At 63.2% G+C, this 18,196-nt stretch carries 25 protein-coding genes; 9 read left to right on the forward strand and 16 right to left on the reverse strand.

The genetic code is table 11. From position 1 onward, the window contains the following. Positions 1-60 precede the first annotated feature (60 nt). The 4 genes from L0V05_RS10175 to L0V05_RS10190 all read left to right on the forward strand — a co-directional run bounded on the left by L0V05_RS10175 (position 61) and on the right by L0V05_RS10190 (position 2,939). Complete coding sequence (locus L0V05_RS10175; RefSeq protein ID WP_234870073.1) at positions 61-483, forward strand: ArsR/SmtB family transcription factor; 423 nt, start codon at positions 61-63, stop codon at positions 481-483. After that, on the forward strand, positions 480-1,013 hold the full coding sequence (locus L0V05_RS10180) for an SRPBCC family protein (RefSeq protein WP_234870075.1): 534 nt from the start codon (positions 480-482) through the stop codon (positions 1,011-1,013). Before L0V05_RS10175 ends, L0V05_RS10180 begins: the two co-directional genes overlap by 4 nt. Before the next feature lie 167 nt (positions 1,014-1,180). Next, on the forward strand, positions 1,181-1,885 hold the full coding sequence (gene deoD / locus L0V05_RS10185) for a purine-nucleoside phosphorylase (RefSeq protein WP_234870076.1): 705 nt from the start codon (positions 1,181-1,183) through the stop codon (positions 1,883-1,885). 76 nt (positions 1,886-1,961) lie between these two features. Beyond that, on the forward strand, positions 1,962-2,939 hold the full coding sequence (locus L0V05_RS10190) for an aldo/keto reductase (RefSeq protein ID WP_234870078.1): 978 nt from the start codon (positions 1,962-1,964) through the stop codon (positions 2,937-2,939). A gap of 3 nt (positions 2,940-2,942) precedes the next feature. On the opposite strand, the gene L0V05_RS10195 is transcribed toward L0V05_RS10190, so the two are convergent. From L0V05_RS10195 to L0V05_RS10265, 15 genes are all read right to left on the reverse strand, one after another. Beyond that, positions 2,943-3,659 (reverse strand): gamma-glutamylcyclotransferase, encoded by a 717-nt coding sequence (locus L0V05_RS10195; protein WP_234870080.1) that lies wholly within the window; start codon positions 3,657-3,659, stop codon positions 2,943-2,945. Between the two features lie 34 nt (positions 3,660-3,693). Beyond that, positions 3,694-3,900 (reverse strand): hypothetical protein, encoded by a 207-nt coding sequence (locus L0V05_RS10200; protein WP_234870082.1) that lies wholly within the window; start codon positions 3,898-3,900, stop codon positions 3,694-3,696. A 42-nt stretch (positions 3,901-3,942) separates the two neighbouring features. Further along, positions 3,943-4,422 (reverse strand): hypothetical protein, encoded by a 480-nt coding sequence (locus L0V05_RS10205; protein WP_234870084.1) that lies wholly within the window; start codon positions 4,420-4,422, stop codon positions 3,943-3,945. Between the two features lie 74 nt (positions 4,423-4,496). Continuing rightward, on the reverse strand, positions 4,497-5,264 hold the full coding sequence (locus L0V05_RS10210; protein ID WP_234870086.1) for an SDR family NAD(P)-dependent oxidoreductase: 768 nt from the start codon (positions 5,262-5,264) through the stop codon (positions 4,497-4,499). A gap of 263 nt (positions 5,265-5,527) precedes the next feature. Continuing rightward, positions 5,528-6,307: a succinate dehydrogenase iron-sulfur subunit gene (locus L0V05_RS10215; RefSeq protein ID WP_234870088.1), complete on the reverse strand. Its 780-nt coding sequence runs from the start codon at positions 6,305-6,307 to the stop codon at positions 5,528-5,530. A gap of 3 nt (positions 6,308-6,310) precedes the next feature. After that, positions 6,311-6,670, reverse strand: a complete 360-nt coding sequence (locus tag L0V05_RS10220; protein WP_234870090.1) for a hypothetical protein — start codon at positions 6,668-6,670, stop codon at positions 6,311-6,313. A gap of 7 nt (positions 6,671-6,677) precedes the next feature. Then, a complete protein-coding gene (locus L0V05_RS10225; protein ID WP_234870091.1) occupies positions 6,678-6,998 on the reverse strand; it encodes a hypothetical protein in 321 nt (106 codons plus the stop codon). Beyond that, positions 6,995-7,324, reverse strand: a complete 330-nt coding sequence (locus L0V05_RS10230; RefSeq protein WP_234870093.1) for a hypothetical protein — start codon at positions 7,322-7,324, stop codon at positions 6,995-6,997. Before L0V05_RS10230 ends, L0V05_RS10225 begins: the two co-directional genes overlap by 4 nt. Beyond that, the gene (sdhA, locus tag L0V05_RS10235) at positions 7,324-9,132 is read right to left on the reverse strand and encodes a succinate dehydrogenase flavoprotein subunit (protein ID WP_234870095.1); all 1,809 of its coding nucleotides are present in this window, start codon (positions 9,130-9,132) and stop codon (positions 7,324-7,326) included. Before sdhA ends, L0V05_RS10230 begins: the two co-directional genes overlap by 1 nt. A 13-nt stretch (positions 9,133-9,145) precedes the next feature. Beyond that, on the reverse strand, positions 9,146-9,517 hold the full coding sequence (gene sdhD, locus L0V05_RS10240; protein WP_234870097.1) for a succinate dehydrogenase, hydrophobic membrane anchor protein: 372 nt from the start codon (positions 9,515-9,517) through the stop codon (positions 9,146-9,148). Positions 9,518-9,528: 11 nt separating this feature from the next. Further along, positions 9,529-9,912: a succinate dehydrogenase, cytochrome b556 subunit gene (gene sdhC / locus L0V05_RS10245; RefSeq protein ID WP_234870099.1), complete on the reverse strand. Its 384-nt coding sequence runs from the start codon at positions 9,910-9,912 to the stop codon at positions 9,529-9,531. Positions 9,913-10,140: 228 nt separating this feature from the next. After that, positions 10,141-11,172, reverse strand: coding sequence for a MaoC family dehydratase (locus L0V05_RS10250; RefSeq protein WP_234870101.1), 1,032 nt, complete (start codon positions 11,170-11,172; stop codon positions 10,141-10,143). A gap of 1 nt (position 11,173) precedes the next feature. Further along, positions 11,174-11,377, reverse strand: coding sequence for a DUF1737 domain-containing protein (locus L0V05_RS10255; RefSeq protein WP_234870102.1), 204 nt, complete (start codon positions 11,375-11,377; stop codon positions 11,174-11,176). Next, entirely contained in the window at positions 11,374-11,931 is a 558-nt protein-coding gene (locus tag L0V05_RS10260; RefSeq protein WP_234870104.1) for an NnrU family protein, read from the reverse strand. The genes L0V05_RS10255 and L0V05_RS10260 overlap by 4 nt, the downstream gene beginning before the upstream one ends. Positions 11,932-11,969: 38 nt before the next feature. After that, complete coding sequence (locus L0V05_RS10265) at positions 11,970-12,824, reverse strand: HpcH/HpaI aldolase/citrate lyase family protein (protein ID WP_234870106.1); 855 nt, start codon at positions 12,822-12,824, stop codon at positions 11,970-11,972. A gap of 175 nt (positions 12,825-12,999) precedes the next feature. Here L0V05_RS10265 and L0V05_RS10270 point away from each other — a divergent pair, with 175 nt between their 5' ends. Continuing rightward, entirely contained in the window at positions 13,000-13,287 is a 288-nt protein-coding gene (locus tag L0V05_RS10270; RefSeq protein ID WP_234870108.1) for a hypothetical protein, read from the forward strand. A gap of 3 nt (positions 13,288-13,290) precedes the next feature. Here the strand turns inward: L0V05_RS10270 and L0V05_RS10275 are convergent, their stop codons facing one another. Further along, the gene (locus L0V05_RS10275; protein WP_234870110.1) at positions 13,291-14,040 is read right to left on the reverse strand and encodes a sulfite exporter TauE/SafE family protein; all 750 of its coding nucleotides are present in this window, start codon (positions 14,038-14,040) and stop codon (positions 13,291-13,293) included. 192 nt (positions 14,041-14,232) lie between these two features. Here L0V05_RS10275 and mdh point away from each other — a divergent pair, with 192 nt between their 5' ends. From mdh to sucD, 4 genes are all read left to right on the forward strand, one after another. Next, positions 14,233-15,195 (forward strand): malate dehydrogenase, encoded by a 963-nt coding sequence (gene mdh, locus L0V05_RS10280; RefSeq protein ID WP_234870112.1) that lies wholly within the window; start codon positions 14,233-14,235, stop codon positions 15,193-15,195. 269 nt (positions 15,196-15,464) lie between these two features. After that, positions 15,465-16,658 (forward strand): ADP-forming succinate--CoA ligase subunit beta, encoded by a 1,194-nt coding sequence (gene sucC / locus L0V05_RS10285; RefSeq protein ID WP_234870114.1) that lies wholly within the window; start codon positions 15,465-15,467, stop codon positions 16,656-16,658. Between the two features lie 4 nt (positions 16,659-16,662). Beyond that, on the forward strand, positions 16,663-17,211 hold the full coding sequence (locus tag L0V05_RS10290) for a hypothetical protein (protein WP_234870116.1): 549 nt from the start codon (positions 16,663-16,665) through the stop codon (positions 17,209-17,211). A 45-nt stretch (positions 17,212-17,256) separates the two neighbouring features. Beyond that, on the forward strand, positions 17,257-18,141 hold the full coding sequence (sucD, locus tag L0V05_RS10295) for a succinate--CoA ligase subunit alpha (protein WP_234870118.1): 885 nt from the start codon (positions 17,257-17,259) through the stop codon (positions 18,139-18,141). Positions 18,142-18,196 lie beyond the last annotated feature (55 nt).

Below are 18,196 nucleotides of genomic sequence, written 5' to 3' on the forward strand. Positions count from 1 at the left end.
CTGCCAGACGCCCTTGATGACGTTTAGCTGCGCTTGGCTGCCCATTATTAAACAAAGTTGTTGAACGACAGCCTGTCCGTGCTATCGTTCAACATTATGGTTGAATCAGAATCGCTCCAACTCGATACGCTGTTCAACGCCTTGGGTGATCCGACGCGGCGCGGCATGCTGCGCCAGTTGGCCGAGCGCGAACGAACAGTCACCGAACTCGCCGCGCCCTACGACATGTCGCTGGCGGCGGCCTCTCGCCACGTCAAGGTTCTGGAAAGTGCCGGCCTGATCCGCCGCGAAGTGCGCTGGCGCACCCATTACTGCCGACTGAATGCCGAACCGCTCTCAGCTGCGCAGAATTGGCTTGCCTTCTATCAACGCTTCTGGACCGACCGTCTCGACCTGCTCGATCAGATCCTGCGCGAGGAAGACGCAAGACCCCAACCACCCGCGTCCCCAAGTCCGAACCCGAAACCCGGAGAAAAGACATGACCCGACTCGCCGAACGCAGCCCCTACGGCACGCTCATTGAACCCACCACGTTCCGCATTGAACGGCGCCTGCCCGGCCCGATCGAGCGGGTCTGGTCCTACCTGACTGACAGCGACCTGCGGCAGCTCTGGCTCGCCTCGGGCAAAATGGAACTCAAGGTCGGCGCGCCCTTCGAACTCGTCTGGCGGAACGACCGCCTGACCGACGATCCCGGCCAGCGCCCCGAGGAGTTCGGTGAAGAGCATCGGATGGCAAGCCGGATCCTTCTGGTCGATCCTCCGCGCAAGCTGGTCTTTTCGTGGTTCGAGACCGGGGAGGTGACGATTGAACTCGTCCCAGACGGTGAGGACGTGCTCCTGACCCTGACGCATCGCCGCCTCTCCGGTCGTTCGGGCCTCCTGAGCGTTTCTGCCGGCTGGCACGCGCATCTCGATGTTCTGATGGCCCGCCTGAATGGCGTTCCCTTCGGCACCTTCTGGGACAAGTGGCGGGCGCTGAAGGAAGAGTATACCTGCCGCATTCCCGAATAGGGTCTTGCCGGGGCGGGTGCCACGTACCCTCGCCCCGGCTGCTTCAAGTGCCAGACGCAAGCTATACGGCTTCCAGACGCTTTCCTGTCGCGCTTTTCCCCGCTATCCCATGGCGTTAACCCCGATTCCGAGCAGCCTGCCGGATCAGGGCGTCAGGGAGCCCCAGAATGACCGTCCATATCGGTGCGAAACCCGGCGACATCGCCGAAACCGTCCTCCTGCCGGGCGACCCTTACCGTGCGCGGTGGGCGGCCGAAACCTTTCTCAAGGACGCAAGGCTGGTCAACGAGGTGCGCGGCATGCTTGGCTTTACCGGCACCTGGAAAGGCCGTCCGGTCACGATCCACGGCACCGGTATGGGCATGCCGTCGCTCTCGATCTACGTCAACGAACTGATCCGCGACTATGGCGCAAAGACCCTGATCCGCATCGGTTCTGCCGGCGGAATGCAGGAGCATGTGAAGGTCCGCGACGTGGTGCTGGCCATGTCGGCCTCGACCCTTTCCACCCCGTCGCGCGGCATTTTCCGCGAGCTGAACTTCGCCCCCACGGCGGATTTCGGGCTGCTCAAGGCCGCGTGGGAGGCGGGCAGCGGCACTGGCGTTGGCCTGCATGCCGGCACCATATACTCCTCAGACGTGTTCTACGACGAACGCCCCGATCTGAATGAACAATTGCGCCGCCATGGTGTGCTCTGCGTCGAGATGGAAGCGGCCGAGCTCTACACGCTCGCCGCCCGCTACAACCGCCGCGCCCTGGCCGTACTGACCATTTCCGACCACCTTCTCACGCACGAAGCGCTGCCCGCCGCCGACAGGGAGAAAAGCTTCGGCGACATGGTCGAGATCGCGCTCACCGCCGCATTTGCCTGAGGACCGGCGCTTTCGCCCTTGACCAGATCGATTCGCGGACGTTTGCTCGGCTCCCCCCAAGGACAAGGAGCAGGACATGCGCAAACGGCGACTGGGTGCAGGCGGACCCGAGGTTTCGGCGATCGGTCTTGGCTGCATGAGCTTTGGCGGCATCTTCGGCCCCACGACCGAGGCAGAGAGCTTTGCCTGCCTTGATGCCGCGCTCGACCACGGCATCGACTTCCTCGACACCGCCAACATCTACGGCAGCGGCGTCTCTGAAACCGTGATGGGCCGCTGGCTGGCCTCGCGCAAACCGCAGGTGGTGATCGCGACAAAGGCCTCGATCGTGCGCGGAGGCGGTTTCGACAATTCCGAGGCCCACCTGCGCGCGGAACTAGAGGGCTCGCTCAAGCGCCTGGGCGTGGACCGGGTGGAGCTGTTCTACATCCATCGCCGCGAGCAGGCCCGGCCGATCGAAGAGGTGGTTGAGACACTTAAATCCCTGATAAAAGAAGGAAAGATCGGCGGATACGGTCTGTCCGAAATCTCCCCCACGACGCTGCGCCGGGCCCATGCTGTCCATCCCTGCATGGCCGTGCAGAACGAATACTCGCTATGGACACGCCTGCCCGAACTTGGCCTGATCCGCACCTGCGCCGAACTGAGTGTGGCCTTCGTGCCCTTCTCTCCCCTCGCCCGCGGTGCGCTCGGAACGCCGATGGCTGATCCGGCGGCGTTCGCAAAGGACGATTTCCGCGCAACGATCCCGCGCTTCCATGACCCCAACTGGTCCGAGAACCGTAAGCGCATCGCCGCCTTTTCCACATTCTGCGCCGCGCGCGGGTGGTCGGTTCCAGCCGCTGCCCTGGCATGGATCCTGGATCGCGGTGACCACCTGATCCCGATCCCCGGCACGCGGACGGCAGATCATCTGGCCGCCTGGGCCGGCGCCGATCGAATTCGCCTGACCGAGTCCGACCGCATCGAGATCGACCGGCTGTTGCCCGTGGGTTGGGCACATGGCGACCGCTATGGCGACGACCAAGCCGCCAATGTCGAGCGCTACTGCTGAGGCTCAGACCTCCTCGGCTCGCCCATGCGGCGGGCCGTGGTGAATGGCAACGATTTCCTCTGCAACCAGCGCCTGCAGCTTCCACAGATAGGCGTCATGGATGCCGAGTTGTTCCAGATGCTCGACGGTGTTGCGCAAATAGGCTGCTCCACTCCCGACATGGCCGCAGGCCCGCGCCAGCCGGGCGGCCTGGCCCTCGATCGGCAGATGAATGTAATAGGGATCGCGGCGAGGCACACAGTAGAAGGCCAGAGCAGGAAAACGCTCGGCGCCGTCGCGCACGGTCAACCAGCGAACCGAAGGCATATCCTCGTGATAGGCGACTTCGCGTTCGAACAGGCGCAGCATCCGACCAAGCCGGTCGTCTTCTGGCATCCTGTAGGCGACGCCATTGCACGACCCGCCCTGTTCCAGCGCCAGCATCAGGCCGGGCTGTTCCGGACTGGCACGCCAGCGATCAATATCCAGACAGAACGATCGTCGCCAGCCATGCGCCACCACGCGACGTGCCTCGACATGCTCGAAGGCAGGTTTCCAGATGAGCGAGCCGTAGGCGAAGACGCGGAAAGGCTGACCGTCAATCTGCTTCAGAAAGGACCGAGCAAAGGCTTCCCGCTCCCCCGGCGTCAACTCGACAAGGCTCTTGTCGGGGCCGGGATCGACTTCCTCGCGCTCGACCCGCGCGACAAGGTCTTCGGTCAGGGAAAGCTGGCGCGGCATGATGCGACAAGCCTCGCGCCGTGCTGCACGGCTGTCAATCTTCGGCAGATGGTTTCAGGCAATCGCGCGGTGCCTTTCCGGGCGGCAGATCGATTTCCGCGCCGCAGGCGGCGCAGCGCCAGTGGTTCGGCGCCACGGTCCGGTCGAGACGCCAAAGACAACCGCGGGTCAGCGACGAATTACGCCGCATAAGCCAGAGGGCAAGAAAGACCGCGATGAGGCCGAGTGGCAGTAGGAACATGCGGCAGAAGTGCCCGGAGAAAGACAACCATGCAAGGGCAACTCAGGCAGTGCGCAGGCAGATGCCAGGCGAGACCTCATGTTCGGTTGTGCAAGTTGCGCTGCAACGTGTGCAGAACCATTCGGTTCCGGTTCCGTCCGCCGCAGCCTGAAGCTGCTTCCAGGCACATCGCCGGGTAAGGGACGTCGCAAAGCTCCGGCCAGGTTCGGCATACTTTCGGGTCTTTATCCGCACCTTGCCGGGCGCGCCCCGCGGCGCCTTCGCGACCGAGGCCGCCACCGCATGCCCAACCCGTGCGGGCGCAGGCGGCGCCTTGGCGACCGTGTGCCGGTCAAGCCCCCACCGAGCGAGGCGCATCAGGCCCCAACTGAGCAATATCACACCGAACAGGGCAATGGCCTGATCCTGTGCATTATCGAGACCAAGCGCATAGATGAATCCGGTCAGCCCGCTTTGCTCGTGCTGCTGATCGGCAACCACGATCCAACGGGACCCTTCCGCAACATGCTTTTCGTCTGCCATGGTCACACCATGCCCAAGAAATCAGACCCGTATTGCATGACGATAGGGCCAAACTGTGTCGAAATCAGTGGCAATCAGACAGCGCTGAACCCATTGTCCACGAAAAGCTGTGCCCCATTCACGAATTCGGCGTCATCCGAAGCGAGATACAGGGCCGCCCTCGCAATATCCTCGGGACGACCCATCCGACCTTGCGCAGCCCGGATCGCTTCTTCCGATACGTCTACGCCCAAGGCCCGAAGCTCCCGCACTTCGCGCAAGCCATGTGGAGTCTCGATGAAGCCCGGACAGACGGCATTGCAGCGGATGCCACGGTCACGGAATTCGACGGCGATGGCACGGGTGAACATGTGGCACGCGCCCTTCGTCGCGTCGTAGAGTACCTCCATCGGCGTGGCATAGACGGCCGAGATCGACGAGGTGCAGACGATCGAACCTCCCCCCGCCTCCAGCATGTGGGGAAGAACGGCCCTGGTCATGAGATACATCGACTTCACGTTGACATCGAAGAGAAAGTCCCAGTCCGCCTCCTCGGTCTCGAGGAACGGCTTGATGACGATGGTGCCGGCATGGTTGAAAAGCACCGTCACCGGACCAAGTGCCGCCACCACCTTTGCGACTGCCGCCCTGACCTCGGCCCCATCGGCGACATTCGCCCCGGCGAAGACAACGCGATGCCCCGCCGCGACCAGTTCCGCCGCCAGCGCTTCGCCCCGCGTGACGTCGCGGTCGATGATGCCAACAGCGGCCCCTTCCTGCGCGAAGAGCCGTACCGCAGCTGCCCCGCAGCCCCCGGCACCACCGGATACGATCGCCACCTTGCCCGCCAGCCGTTGTGCCATGATGCACCTCCTTGTCCGAAGCCAGCCTAGCAGCAGGAAAAGGCCCGCATCAACGAGCCCTTGAATACCGGACAAATCCAGACGTTGCGGATCGTTCCCGGGCTATCCGGACGATGACATCGCTTACCCAGACGATCGATGCTCGCCTGCAGCGGCCGCCAGCCTGTCTTGGTCTTGCGATGCGGCGGGGTGGCCGGATCCCACTCTGCCATGGCGCAATACCGGCCCCCGCGGTCACCGGAGTGGCCCCGGGATCGGGCGGATCAGACGATCCGCTCGACCATCATCTTCTTGATCTCGGCAATCGCCTTGGCCGGGTTCAGCCCCTTCGGGCAGGTCTTGGCGCAGTTCATGATCGTGTGGCAGCGGTAAAGCTTGAACGGATCCTCAAGGTTGTCGAGCCGTTCGCCCGTCGCTTCGTCGCGGCTGTCGATGATCCAGCGATAGGCATGAAGCAGCGCCGCCGGGCCAAGATACTTGTCGCCGTTCCACCAATAGCTCGGGCAGGAGGTGGAGCAGGAGGCGCACATGACGCACTCGTACAGCCCGTCGAGTTTCTTGCGATCCTCGATCGACTGCCGCCATTCCTTCTCGGGGCGGTTCGTCTTGGTTTCAAGCCAGGGCATGATCGAGGCATGCTGGGCATAGAAATGGGTCAGATCGGGGATCAGGTCCTTGATCACCGGCATGTGCGGCAGCGGATAGATCTTCACGTCGCCCTTGATCTCGTCGAGACCATAGATGCAGGCAAGCGTATTGATCCCGTCGATGTTCATCGCGCAAGAGCCGCAAATCCCCTCGCGGCAGGACCGGCGGAAGGTCAGGGTCGGATCGACCTCGTTCTTGATCTTGATGAGCGCGTCCAGAACCATCGGACCGCACTTGTCCATGTCGAGGAAATAGGTGTCGACCCGCGGATTTTCACCGTCATCGGGGTTCCAGCGATAGATGTGGAAGGCGCGCACGTTCTTCGCACCCGTGGGCTTCGGCCAGGTCTTGCCGGTGCGGACCTTGGAGTTCTTGGGAAGCGTGAACTGGACCATCTCTTACCCTTTCAGTTCCGGGCGTTTCGCGAACGGTGTGACCGGCGGCTGGCCGGATCTGCGGATCACACAGTCATTATACTGCTGAGCGGGGTTCACCCGCGATGCCACAGGGACAGTGGTCGACACGGCAACGCCGGTGCCGCCCCAACCGCCATAGCCGGGGCCACCGTCCCAGCCCCAGCCGCCATAGCCGGTGCCAACCCCGAAGGTGACAGACGAGTTGCCGGTATTGCCGGACAGCACCTGCTGCACACACTGCGCCTCGGCCAGTTCGACCGGAACGGGCTTGGGCGGCGCGCATCCTGCCAGGGCGGCAGCGGCACCGATCGCTGAAGAGGTGATGGCGGATGTTAGGCGCAAGATGACCTCACAATTCCGGAACCCCGAAGCCGAGCCCGTCGATGCAGGAAATGACATTCGGGCGCGAAATGATCTGGCGCACGATCTCGACCGTCTCGCGGTTGACGGGGTTTGCCTCGTTCGCCGAAAGCGTCTTCACCTCTTCCTGGCTGGTATAGGTCATGGCACAGACCGCGATGTACTTGGCCGAGCTGGCAGGAGCTGCCGTGGTGACAACCTGAATCAAGACCTTTTCGGCCGTCTCGACTTCCGCCTTGTCGGATGACTTGCCTCCGACACAGGCGGCGAGGGGAAGAAGCAGCGACAGCAGGATGGCAAGGCGCTTCAATTTGCCACCGCCGCTTTTGGCAGGGCCTGCAGACAGGCCGCAACTGGCTTTCTCTGCGCGACTTCCTTGACCGTGATGACATGGTCCTGCGTCAGCTTGCCTTGGTACGAAGTCCCGAACTTGACGACCTCCAGCGGTTTCATCCCCTTGACCACGCAGGCAGCAGCCTGATCGGCTGGAATGTCAGGCCGCTCGCCCGTCATCACCCGCGACACACCATCAAGCGCCTCGGTCCGCGAACCGCCATAGATCCCGGCCCCAACCGCGATGCAGCCGCTCTGGCTGAACAAGGCAAGACCCAAAGCCGCCAGGCGGATCATCAACATCAATACACCCTGGCTTTAGGCGCGATCTTCTTGAGTGAGATCCCGCCTTCGTCTTCCTTGGTCAATGGTTCCAGATGCACCGGGCGGTAGGCGAGCTTTACATGATCGCCCTCGATCCAGGCCAGCGAATGCTTTCGCCAGTTTGCGTCGTCGCGGTTCGGATAGTCCTCGTGGGCGTGAGCGCCGCGGCTTTCCTTCCGTGCCTCGGCCGCCACGATGGTAGCCAGCGCGTTCGGCATGAGGTTGGTGAGTTCCAGCGTCTCCATCAGGTCCGAGTTCCAGACAAGGCTGCGGTCGGTGACCTGGATGTCGCCCATCTTGGCGGCGATTGCCTCCATCTTCTTCACACCTTCGGCCAGCGTCTTGTCGGTGCGGAACACCGCCGCATCGGCCTGCATCGTGCGCTGCATCTCAAGCCGCAGGTCCGCCGTGGGCGTGCCGCCCTTGGCATTGCGCAACGTGTCGAAACGGTCGAAGGCCTTGTCCACGCCGGCCTTGTTCAGCGGGTGGTTCGGCGCGCCGGGCGTCAGGATTTCGCCCGCGCGGATTGCCGCAGCGCGGCCAAAGACCACGAGGTCGATGAGGCTGTTCGACCCGAGCCGGTTCGCTCCGTGAACACTGGCGCAGCCGGCCTCGCCCACGGCCATCAGGCCGGGGAAGATCGCATCGGGGTTGTCGGCGGTCGGGTTCAGCACCTCACCCCAGTAGTTCGTCGGAATGCCGCCCATGTTGTAGTGTACGGTCGGCAGGACCGGGATCGGCTCCTTCGTCAGGTCCACACCCGCGAAGATCCGCGCGCTTTCCGAGATGCCGGGCAGCCGCAGCTCCAGCGTCTCTTTCGGCAGGTGGTTCAGGTGCAGGTGGATGTGGTCCTTGTGCTCACCCACGCCGCGGCCTTCGCGGATTTCGAGCGTCATGCAGCGTGAAACCACGTCGCGGCTGGCAAGGTCCTTGTAGGTGGGGGCATAGCGCTCCATGAACCGCTCGCCGTTCGAGTTGGTCAGGTAGCCACCCTCGCCGCGTGCGCCTTCGGTGATTAGGCAACCCGAGCCGTAGATGCCGGTCGGGTGGAACTGGACGAACTCCATGTCCTGCAGCGGCAGGCCGGCGCGGGCCACCATCCCGCCGCCGTCACCGGTGCAGGTATGGGCCGAGGTCGCGCTGAAATAGGCCCGGCCATAGCCACCCGTCGCGAGCACCACCATCTTGGCCGAGAAGACATGCATCGTGCCGTCGTCAAGCTTCCACGCGACGACGCCGACGCAACGCTTGCCGTCCTCGGACAGGATCAGGTCGAGCGCGAAGTATTCGATGTAGAACTCGGCGTTGTTCTTGAGGCTCTGACCATAAAGCGTGTGCAGGATGGCGTGGCCGGTGCGGTCGGCGGCGGCGCAGGTGCGCTGCACGGGCGGGCCTTCGCCGAATTCGGTCGTGTGGCCGCCGAAGGGCCGCTGGTAGATCTTGCCCTGCTCGGTGCGGCTAAAGGGCACGCCGTAATGCTCAAGCTCGTAAACCGCCTTGGGGGCCTCGCGGGCGAGGTATTCCATCGCGTCGGTGTCACCCAGCCAGTCCGACCCCTTCACGGTATCGTACATGTGCCACTGCCAACTGTCGGGGCCCATGTTGCCCAGGCTCGCCGCGATGCCGCCCTGCGCGGCGACAGTGTGCGAGCGGGTCGGGAAGACCTTGGTGATGCAGGCCGTGCGCAGGCCCTGCTCGGCCATGCCGAGCGTCGCGCGCAGGCCCGCGCCACCGGCGCCGACGACCACGACGTCATAGACATGCGTCTCGTAAGGGTAAGCAGCCATTTCGTTTCTTCCTTCAGAGCGCCAGGCGGACCAGGGCGAACAGACCAACCGCGATGCAGGCGTAGCACAGGCAGGTCACGCCGATGATGAGCGCCTTGCGGGTCAGACCGTGGGCGTAGTCCTCGATCGCCACCTGCGCGCCGTTCTTGAAGTGGATAAAGGACACGAACAGCGTCAGCCCGGTCACGATCGCCGGGAACGGACGGCCGAAATACTCAAGCACCTCGGGGTAAGGCGCGCCAAGGATGCCGCCGAAGGTGAAGATGAACACAGGGACCAGGATCGCCAGGGCAACCGCGCTGACCTGCATGTGCCAGAAATGCTCGGTGCCGGTCTTTGACGATCCCAGACCTTCCGCGCGCTTGCGATCGGTAAGATAGGCCATCTTCGCCCCCTTCACAGAATGATGACGGTGAGAACCGTCAGAACGGCCGAACCGATTATGACACCCCAGCCCAGCTTTTCCGCCGTCGGGATGTCGAGCCCGCGGCCGCTGTCGTAGTAGAGGTGCCGCAGCCCGGCGAGGAAGTGATACCAGACCGCCCAGATCGAGCCGAAGAACACGAGCTTGCCGAACCAGGACCGCAGGACGGCGTCGGCAAAGGCGAAGTATTCCGGGCCGGTTGCAGCAGCCAGAAGCCACCAGACGATCAGGACAGCCGCTACGATCAGCCCATTGCCCGTGATCCGGGTCAGGATCGACGTCACCGAGGTCAATTGCTTGCGGTAGATCTGAAGGTGGGGGGAAAGCGGCCGATTGCCCCGGTTCACGTCAGCCATGATCGGCTCCCTCGTTCTGGCGCGCCGACCCAGTTGCAGAGCTGCGGCGGGCCTGTGGCGGGCTGGATAGATTTCAAAGCTGTGAATAGCGGATTTTTGCGGCATGTCACGCCTCACGAGCGACGCGGATGCTGCAAGGCAGCGCAAATTCGCAAGATTTTTCGTTTTGTGATCACGATTTTCAAACCCGTGATCACACCATGGTCGATTTGCGCGACTCGGTTAGCGCTAGCGGGGCATCAAGGCCCAGTAGTCGAGATCCAGAAGCACCTCTGGCAGGTATTTGCCGTCCTCTCCCTTCAGGGCGAAGGGCGCGGCCCCCTGCTTGACGGCGACCAGTCGCAGACGGATCGCGCCAACACCAGGCGCGGCAGTCTCCGCCTTGTCCAACACCTCTGACCAGGCGCGCACCGTGTCGCCAGCGAAGCACGGATTGGCATGAGCACCGCCGTTCAGCGCAATGATCATCTGCGCGTTGGCCAGCCCGTTGAAGCTCAGCGCGCGCGCAAGGCTGATGACATGGCCCCCATAGATCAGCCGCTTGCCATCCTCGCGCTGTGTCGCGTCGAAATGCACCTTGGCAGTGTTCTGCCACAGGCGGGTCGCCAGCATGTGCTCGGCCTCTTCCACCGTGACGCCATCGACATGATCGATCATCTCGCCAACCGCATAGTCGCCCCAGCGATGCGGCTCGCCCGCTAGGGTGAAGTCGTAGCGGCTGAAGTCGAGGCCCTCGGGCACCACCAACGCCTCAGGGGCCAGCGCAGGCGCCAGTTTGGGCACCACCGCCTCGGGCGCCGCCACGTCGAGCCGCTTCTTCCGCACCATCACCCAGCGGACGTAGTCGAGCACGACCTCGCCACGCTGGTTCAGTCCGCGCGTGCGCACGTAGACAACGCCCGACTTGCCGTTCGAATTCTCCTTGAGGCCGATCACCGTCGACTCCGACCGAAGCGTGTCGCCCGACCAGACCGGGGCCAGCCAGCGGCCCTCGGCGTAGCCAAGGTTCGCCACCGCATTCAGGCTGATGTCGGGCACCGTCTTGCCGAAAACGGTGTGAAAGGCGATCAGGTCATCCAGGGGCGAGGCCGCAAGTCCACAGGACCGGGCGAATTCATCCGAGGAATAGACCGCGTGCCGTGCTGGATAGAGCGCGTGATAAAGCGCCCGCTCGCCCCCCGACAACGTGCGCGGCACCGCATGGACGATGGTCTCGCCCAGACGGTAGTCCTCGAAGAAACGGCCGGGATTGGTCTTCATGTCACAGTTCGCCCAGCTTGAGATCGGGGTGGTAGTCGCCCGGCGCATCTTTCACGACGGCCTGCCCGCAGCGCATGACGTTGTGCGCAGCGTCATAGGCATAGGTTGGCCCGCCATAGAGCTCCCACCCGGCGTTCAGCGCCTTGGTGACCTTGTGGCAGAAGGCCGACGTGTCATCCTCGGTCAGGAAACGGTAGAGTCTCATGCGTAGGTTCCCAGAAATGGATTGTGGCCAAGCCAGGAGTGGAGTCCGGCAATGATCGCGTAAAGGACGACTGTCCCCACGAAGTTCATAACGTCGCCCTTCACGCCCCGGCCGCTGGTCGGTCGGGTCCAGGGACCGGCGCGATTGATCGCCGCCATTGCGGTCAGCGCCCAAAGTCCGAGCCCCCCGAACAGAAGGATCGAGGCAAGGTCGCCGTTCACCAGAAGATGCGCGATCGACCATAGCACAGTGCCGGTCAGCATCGGATGACGCATCCGCGTGTACAGCGTGCCCTTTGTTCCCCCGACGCCGAAAAGGAAGATCGAGATCAGCATCAAGAGATTGTTCAGATGGCCGATGCCGGGGACTGGCGTATAGACCGGCACGTAATCCGCCGAGCGATAGCCGATCACCATCAGGACGACCGACACGATCAGGACAAGCGCGACGAGGCCCTTGCCCCGGTCTCCCATCGCCGCGCGCTGCGCGGGCGCGATCCGCTTGAACAGGTGGGCCGCCCACCACAGTATTATGCCGAAAATGAGAAGCGTCATTGCTGCCTCCGGTCAGGTTGCTCGCTCCAGACCTGCACCTATTCCGCCATGGCTGCAATCGCCGCCGCGCGGGCAAGGGTCGCTTCTGCGGTAACGATATGCAGGTTCTCCACGATCCGACCATCGACCACGGCAACCCCCTGCCCCGCCGCCTTCGCCGCATGAAAGGCATCTATCTGCCGGCGGGCGAGTTCGATTTCAGACTGCGACGGCGCGAAAGCCTCGTTGGCAACGGCCAGTTGCGCCGGGTGGATCAGCGTCTTGCCGTCGAACCCCATGTCGCGCCCCTGCTCGCACTCCGCCTTCAGGCCCTCTTCGTCCTTGAAGGCGTTGTAGACGCCATCGACAATGATCAGACTGTTTGCCTTGGCCGCCAGCAGGCACAGCCCGAGGCCGGTCTGCAGCGCCAGACGGTCTGGGCGGAAGCGGCTGCCAAGCTCCTTGGCGAGATCGTTGGTGCCCATCACCATGCCTTTCAGCCGGGGATGAGCGCCGATCGCGGCGGCGTTCAACATCCCAGCCGCCGTCTCCATCATCGCCCAAAGATCGACGTTGGGCGCAACAGCCGCCACGGCATCCAGATCGGCTGGAGAGGAGACCTTGGGCACAAGCAGCGCATCGATCTTTGCCGTTGCGAAGGCGGCAGCGTCGTCCCGGCCCCATTCGGTATCGAAGCCATTGATGCGCACGATCTTCGCCCGGCCGCCATAGTCGTCTTCCGCCAACACCTTGGCGAGAAGCTCGCGCGCTGCAGGTTTCTCATCGGGCGCAACGGCGTCCTCCAGATCGAAAATGATCGCATCTGCCGGCAGTTCACGCGCCTTTTCAAGCGCCCGCTCCTTCGAGCCCGGAATGTAAAGCACCGAACGCCAGGGACGCGTTTGCTGAATCATGATTCGCACCTTCGCAACTTTATTGCGCAACGAATGGCAGGTTTGGCATTTTCGGCAAGGGCTGATTTGCCGCATCGCAGAAATTCTCGGTCGCGCACTGCAGCACCGAGCAATTAACCGATGATGCAGGAACCTTGGGCAGGCTGTTGCCGTTATCTGCCAGAAAGGTTGGACGATGTGGCGAACCCTGCCTTGCCTCTTCCCGATTTTCCTTGCCGGCCAGCCCGCTGCCGCAAGTGGTGGCTGCGACCTGCGCCCGGACATCGTCGCCGATCTCGGAACGCGGCTCGGCCAGACGCGGCGGGGCCTTGGGGTCACTCAGGAGCATACGGTTCTGGAGCTTTTCGCGGCGGAAGATGGCGGATGGACCCTCATCGCCACGACGCCAAGCGGGATCGCCTGCCCGGTTGCCAGCGGCCGGGACTGGAGAGAAGCAGCCATCGCCCTTCCGGCGCGGGGCTGAAGGTCACAAGGCCTGCTTCGCCGCTTCCCAGATCAGCCGCAGCGAGATCAGCAGCAGCGCCCAGACGACGATCTTGAAGAACAGCTGGGTCGGCACGATCCGCACCAGCTTGACCCCCAGAAACACCGCAATTGCCGCCGGAACCAACAGCATCGCCGCAACGTGCAGGTTCTCGGTCGAGAGCTGGCCGAGAAACCAGTAGGGCACCAGTTTGATTGCATTCACGTAGGCAAACAGGATGGTCGAGGTTCCGGCAAAGACCATCTTTGGCAGCCGCAGGGGCAGGACGAACACCTGATAGGGCGGCGCGCCCGAGTGGCTGACGAAGCTGGTGAATCCGGTCACAGTTCCCCAGAACCAGCCCGCGCCCCGGTTCAGGGGCCGGGCCGGCGGTTGCGAGTTGCGCTGCAGGATCGCGTTCAGGGCAAAGGCGGCACCGATCAGGCCGATGATGCCGGTCACCAGCCATTCCGGCACGACGGTCGCTGTCGCCCAGCCCAACCCGACACCAAGGGTGGTTGCGGGGATCATCAGCTTGAGTACCCGGGCGTCGAATTCCCGGCGGTAGGCATAAAGCCCGAACCAGTCGGAAACCACAAAGACCGGAAGCAGCAACCCCGCAGCCGTGACCGGCGAGAGGACCAGCGACAGCACCGGGACCCCGAGCATTCCGACCACGGGGAGACCGCCCTTGCTCATGCCCACAAGCACAGCCGCAAGGACGGCGAGCGACCAGAAAAGCGGGCCTTCCATCGCGAATCCCCTCCTCGCGAATCGCCTCTGCATACATCTGCATGCCGAAATCGCGGCAGCGCAGCGAGGTTTAGCGCAAACAACAGCGGCAAAACAGCCCTATGGCCTCGCTGCTGCGCGGCAGGCTTGCGTGACGGGTTGCGAAGGACTACCCATCGCGGCGTCAATCAACCGGACCCGGAGACAGCACCCATGGCCAGACCCAAGATTGCGCTGATCGGCGCAGGTCAGATCGGCGGAACCCTTGCCCATCTCGCCGCGCTCAAGGAACTCGGCGACGTCGTCCTGTTCGACATCGCCGAGGGAACGCCGCAGGGCAAGGCCCTGGACATCGCCCAGTCGGGTCCGTCGGCAGGCTTCGATGCGGACATGTCGGGCACCAACGACTATGCCTTCCTGCGCCGCGCCGATGTCTGCATCGTCACCGCTGGCGTGCCGCGCAAGCCGGGCATGAGCCGCGACGACCTGCTGGGCATCAACCTCAAGGTGATGAAGTCTGTCGGCGAAGGCATCAAAAAGCACTGCCCCGACGCCTTCGTGATCTGCATCACCAACCCACTCGACGCCATGGTCTGGGCGCTGCGTGAATTCTCCGGCCTGCCGCACCACAAAGTCGTCGGCATGGCGGGCGTTCTCGACTCCGCCCGGTTCCGCCACTTCCTCTCGGTCGAATTCGGCGTCTCGATGAAGGACGTCTCGGCCTTCGTGCTCGGCGGCCACGGCGACACGATGGTTCCGCTGCCCCGCTACTCCACCGTCGGCGGCATCCCTCTGCCCGACCTGGTCGAAATGGGCTGGACCACGCAGGAGCGGCTCGATGCGATCGTGCAGCGCACCCGCGACGGTGGCGCCGAGATCGTCGGCCTGCTGAAGACCGGCTCGGCCTTCTACGCCCCGGCGCAAAGTGCCATCGAGATGGCGGAAGCCTATCTCAAGGACCAGAAGCGCGTCCTGCCCTGCGCCGCCTATGTCGATGGCGCCTACGGCCTGAAGGGCCTCTATGTCGGCGTGCCGACCGTGATCGGTGCGAACGGCATCGAGAAGGTCATCGAGATCAAGCTGAACAAGGACGAGCAAGTCATGTTCACCAAGTCGGTCGACGCGGTAAAAGGCCTGGTCGAGGCCTGCAAGGGCATCGATCCGACGCTGGCCTGATCCGCGCAGATCGCGCAGCCATCACGGGGCGACCGGAGCGATCCGGTCGCCCCGTTTTCGTTCGCGGGCTGAGTCGCAGCGACCCGCAACACCGTTTGCGATAACAGAATTGCGAAATGTGATCACACTTTTCCAAACTGTGATCACAAACCTCATTTTTCTGCGATTTAAGGCGCTTTTCCCGCAGATCGCGTTTTGAAACTGCCTACATCTGTGGCATCAGGCCCCCGAACGGCGATTTCGACACAACCAAGTAGCGGGACGGTTCCATGAACATCCACGAATACCAGGCCAAGGCGCTCCTTCGCAGCTACGGCGCCCCGGTTTCCGACGGCCGCGCCGTCCTGAAGGCGGAAGAGGCCAAGACCGCAGCAGGCGAACTCGATGGGCCGCTTTGGGTGGTCAAGGCCCAGATCCATGCTGGCGGTCGCGGCAAGGGCAAGTTCAAGGAAGCCGAAGCCGGCGAAAAGGGCGGCGTCCGCCTTGCCAAGTCAGTGGAAGAGGCGGCGACGCTCGCCCGCCAGATGCTGGGCCGCACGCTTGTCACCCACCAGACCGGCCCGGCTGGCAAGCAGGTGAACCGCATCTATATCGAGGATGGCAGCGACATCGCCCGCGAGCTGTATCTCGCGCTGCTGATCGATCGGAAGACCAGCCGCATTTCCTTCGTCTGCTCGACCGAAGGCGGCATGGACATCGAAGAGGTAGCGGCCCATACGCCCGAGAAAATCCTGTCCTTCTCGGTCGATCCCGCTTCGGGCCTGTCTGATTTCCACGGCCGCCGCGTGGCCTTCGCCCTGGGCCTCGAAGGCAACCAGGTCAAGCAATGCGTCACCCTCATCAGGACGCTCTACAAGGCCTTCGTCGAGAAGGACATGGAGATGCTCGAGATCAACCCGCTGATCGTGATGCCTAACGGCAACCTCAAGGTGCTGGACGCCAAGATCGGCTTCGACAACAACGCGCTCTTCCGCCAGCCCGACATCCTGGCGCTGCGTGACGAGACCGAGGAAGACCCCAAGGAACTCGCGGCCTCCAAGTTCGACCTCAACTACATCGCCCTCGACGGCGAGATCGGCTGCATGGTGAACGGCGCCGGCCTTGCCATGGCGACGATGGACATCATCAAGCTTTACGGCGCGGAACCGGCGAACTTCCTCGACGTGGGCGGCGGCGCCACCAAGGAGAAGGTCACCGAGGCCTTCAAGATCATCACCTCCGACCCGAACGTGAAGGGCATCCTCGTCAACATCTTCGGCGGCATCATGCGCTGCGACATCATCGCGGAAGGCATCATCGCCGCCGTCAAGGAAGTGGGCCTGCAGGTGCCGCTGGTCGTGCGCCTCGAAGGGACCAACGTCGAACTGGGCAAGGAGATCATCCAGAACTCCGGCCTGAACGTGATCGCGGCCGACAACCTCAGCGACGCGGCACAGAAAATCGTCAAGGCGGTGAAGGGGTAGTTCGTTGCGCAAGTTCTCCAAGATCGCTTGCGCCGGGATCATTCTGGTCGCATGCGCTGGAAGCGGGTTTGCGAATGCTGCAGGCGTCGACCCTTCACGGGCGATTGCTGCTTTCCAGCAGGCATGTCTTTCAAGCGCGCCAGCCTACGGCGACTGGAAAGCGATATTCAAGGCTGCGGGGATAGTGTCCCTTAACCGAAACAAACTTGGGATGCCTTCCACATTCCCAGCCGGGGACGCAATCACTGACCCCAAAATCGTGTCCAAGAATATCGGCGGTCCTGTCGTCGCTGACTGCGCAGTCGTCATAGCCGGAGACGCCGGCAATCAGGCGAAGCGAAGCATCAAGTCCTACCTCGCGTCTGGCGCGTTTCCCCTGAAGAGCAAATCAGACATGTCCTATACCCCTCCCAATTCCCGCGAGAAGGTCGTCTTTCAGAAGGCGTACAGCGTGAATGGAATGAATTTTCATGTCTTGGTCGAAACAAAAGACTCCAAAGAATTCGGGCTTCTGACGACTTTGAATGCGTCTTTGATCAGGGATGTGAAATGACGACCGCCTGTCGCTGCAGGCTGTTCAACAAAGGTTGAGAATCAAATGGCCGTACTCGTCAACGAAAACACCCGTGTCATCTGCCAGGGCATCACCGGCAGCCAGGGCACGTTCCACACCGAACAGGCGATCGCCTACGGCACCAAGATGGTCGGCGGCGTCACCCCCGGCAAAGGCGGGACCGAGCATCTGGGCCTGCCCGTGTTCAACTCGGTCCACGACGCCAAGGAAAAGACCCAGGCCAATGCCACGGTGATCTATGTTCCCCCGCCCTTCGCGGCCGACTCGATCCTCGAAGCGATCGACGCCGAGATGGAACTGATCGTGGCGATCACCGAGGGCATCCCGGTGCTGGACATGATGAAGGTCAAGCGCGCACTGGAAGGCTCGAAATCCCGCCTGATCGGGCCGAACTGCCCCGGCGTAATCACCCCCGGAGCCTGCAAGATCGGCATCATGCCCGGCCACATCCATAAGCGCGGCTCGGTCGGCGTCGTGTCGCGCTCGGGTACGCTGACCTATGAGGCGGTGAAGCAGACCTCCGACCTCGGCCTTGGCCAGTCCTCGGCCGTGGGCATCGGCGGCGACCCGATCAAGGGCACCGAACATATCGACGTGCTCGAGATGTTCCTGGCCGACCCCGAAACCCAGTCGATCATCATGATCGGCGAGATCGGCGGCTCGGCCGAAGAAGATGCCGCGCAGTTCCTGGCCGACGAAAAGAAGCGTGGCCGCTGGAAACCGACCGCCGGCTTCATCGCCGGACGCACGGCGCCGAAGGGCCGCCGCATGGGTCATGCTGGCGCGATCGTCGCGGGCGGCAAGGGCGATGCGGAATCGAAGATTGAGGCGATGAAGGCCGCCGGCATCATCGTGGCCGACAGCCCGGCCCATCTGGGCGAAGCCGTGATGAAGGCGATCGGCAAGTGATTTTCGTAGGGCGGGGTTAACCCCGCCCTACTCAAGACTTACGTCATCTTGGCGG

Origin of the sequence: Alitabrizicola rongguiensis, assembly GCF_021491355.1 — a bacterium.
In the GTDB taxonomy this organism is placed as follows: domain Bacteria; phylum Pseudomonadota; class Alphaproteobacteria; order Rhodobacterales; family Rhodobacteraceae; genus Aliitabrizicola; species Aliitabrizicola rongguiensis.

What these genes read in the sequence shown, in the direction of transcription:
- L0V05_RS10180 (WP_234870075.1), top strand. Translation starts at nt 480, where the DNA reads ATGACCCGACTCGCCGAACGCAGCCCCTACGGCACGCTCATTGAACCC.
- deoD (WP_234870076.1), top strand. Translation starts at nt 1,181, where the DNA reads ATGACCGTCCATATCGGTGCGAAACCCGGCGACATCGCCGAAACCGTC.
- L0V05_RS10190 (WP_234870078.1), top strand. Translation starts at nt 1,962, where the DNA reads ATGCGCAAACGGCGACTGGGTGCAGGCGGACCCGAGGTTTCGGCGATC.
- L0V05_RS10195 (WP_234870080.1), bottom strand. Translation starts at nt 3,659, where the DNA reads ATGCCGCGCCAGCTTTCCCTGACCGAAGACCTTGTCGCGCGGGTCGAG.
- L0V05_RS10200 (WP_234870082.1), bottom strand. Translation starts at nt 3,900, where the DNA reads ATGTTCCTACTGCCACTCGGCCTCATCGCGGTCTTTCTTGCCCTCTGG.
- L0V05_RS10205 (WP_234870084.1), bottom strand. Translation starts at nt 4,422, where the DNA reads ATGGCAGACGAAAAGCATGTTGCGGAAGGGTCCCGTTGGATCGTGGTT.
- L0V05_RS10210 (WP_234870086.1), bottom strand. Translation starts at nt 5,264, where the DNA reads ATGGCACAACGGCTGGCGGGCAAGGTGGCGATCGTATCCGGTGGTGCC.
- L0V05_RS10215 (WP_234870088.1), bottom strand. Translation starts at nt 6,307, where the DNA reads ATGGTCCAGTTCACGCTTCCCAAGAACTCCAAGGTCCGCACCGGCAAG.
- L0V05_RS10230 (WP_234870093.1), bottom strand. Translation starts at nt 7,324, where the DNA reads ATGTTGATGATCCGCCTGGCGGCTTTGGGTCTTGCCTTGTTCAGCCAG.
- sdhA (WP_234870095.1), bottom strand. Translation starts at nt 9,132, where the DNA reads ATGGCTGCTTACCCTTACGAGACGCATGTCTATGACGTCGTGGTCGTC.
- sdhD (WP_234870097.1), bottom strand. Translation starts at nt 9,517, where the DNA reads ATGGCCTATCTTACCGATCGCAAGCGCGCGGAAGGTCTGGGATCGTCA.
- sdhC (WP_234870099.1), bottom strand. Translation starts at nt 9,912, where the DNA reads ATGGCTGACGTGAACCGGGGCAATCGGCCGCTTTCCCCCCACCTTCAG.
- L0V05_RS10250 (WP_234870101.1), bottom strand. Translation starts at nt 11,172, where the DNA reads ATGAAGACCAATCCCGGCCGTTTCTTCGAGGACTACCGTCTGGGCGAG.
- L0V05_RS10255 (WP_234870102.1), bottom strand. Translation starts at nt 11,377, where the DNA reads ATGAGACTCTACCGTTTCCTGACCGAGGATGACACGTCGGCCTTCTGC.
- L0V05_RS10260 (WP_234870104.1), bottom strand. Translation starts at nt 11,931, where the DNA reads ATGACGCTTCTCATTTTCGGCATAATACTGTGGTGGGCGGCCCACCTG.
- L0V05_RS10265 (WP_234870106.1), bottom strand. Translation starts at nt 12,824, where the DNA reads ATGATTCAGCAAACGCGTCCCTGGCGTTCGGTGCTTTACATTCCGGGC.
- L0V05_RS10270 (WP_234870108.1), top strand. Translation starts at nt 13,000, where the DNA reads ATGTGGCGAACCCTGCCTTGCCTCTTCCCGATTTTCCTTGCCGGCCAG.
- L0V05_RS10275 (WP_234870110.1), bottom strand. Translation starts at nt 14,040, where the DNA reads ATGGAAGGCCCGCTTTTCTGGTCGCTCGCCGTCCTTGCGGCTGTGCTT.
- mdh (WP_234870112.1), top strand. Translation starts at nt 14,233, where the DNA reads ATGGCCAGACCCAAGATTGCGCTGATCGGCGCAGGTCAGATCGGCGGA.
- sucC (WP_234870114.1), top strand. Translation starts at nt 15,465, where the DNA reads ATGAACATCCACGAATACCAGGCCAAGGCGCTCCTTCGCAGCTACGGC.
- sucD (WP_234870118.1), top strand. Translation starts at nt 17,257, where the DNA reads ATGGCCGTACTCGTCAACGAAAACACCCGTGTCATCTGCCAGGGCATC.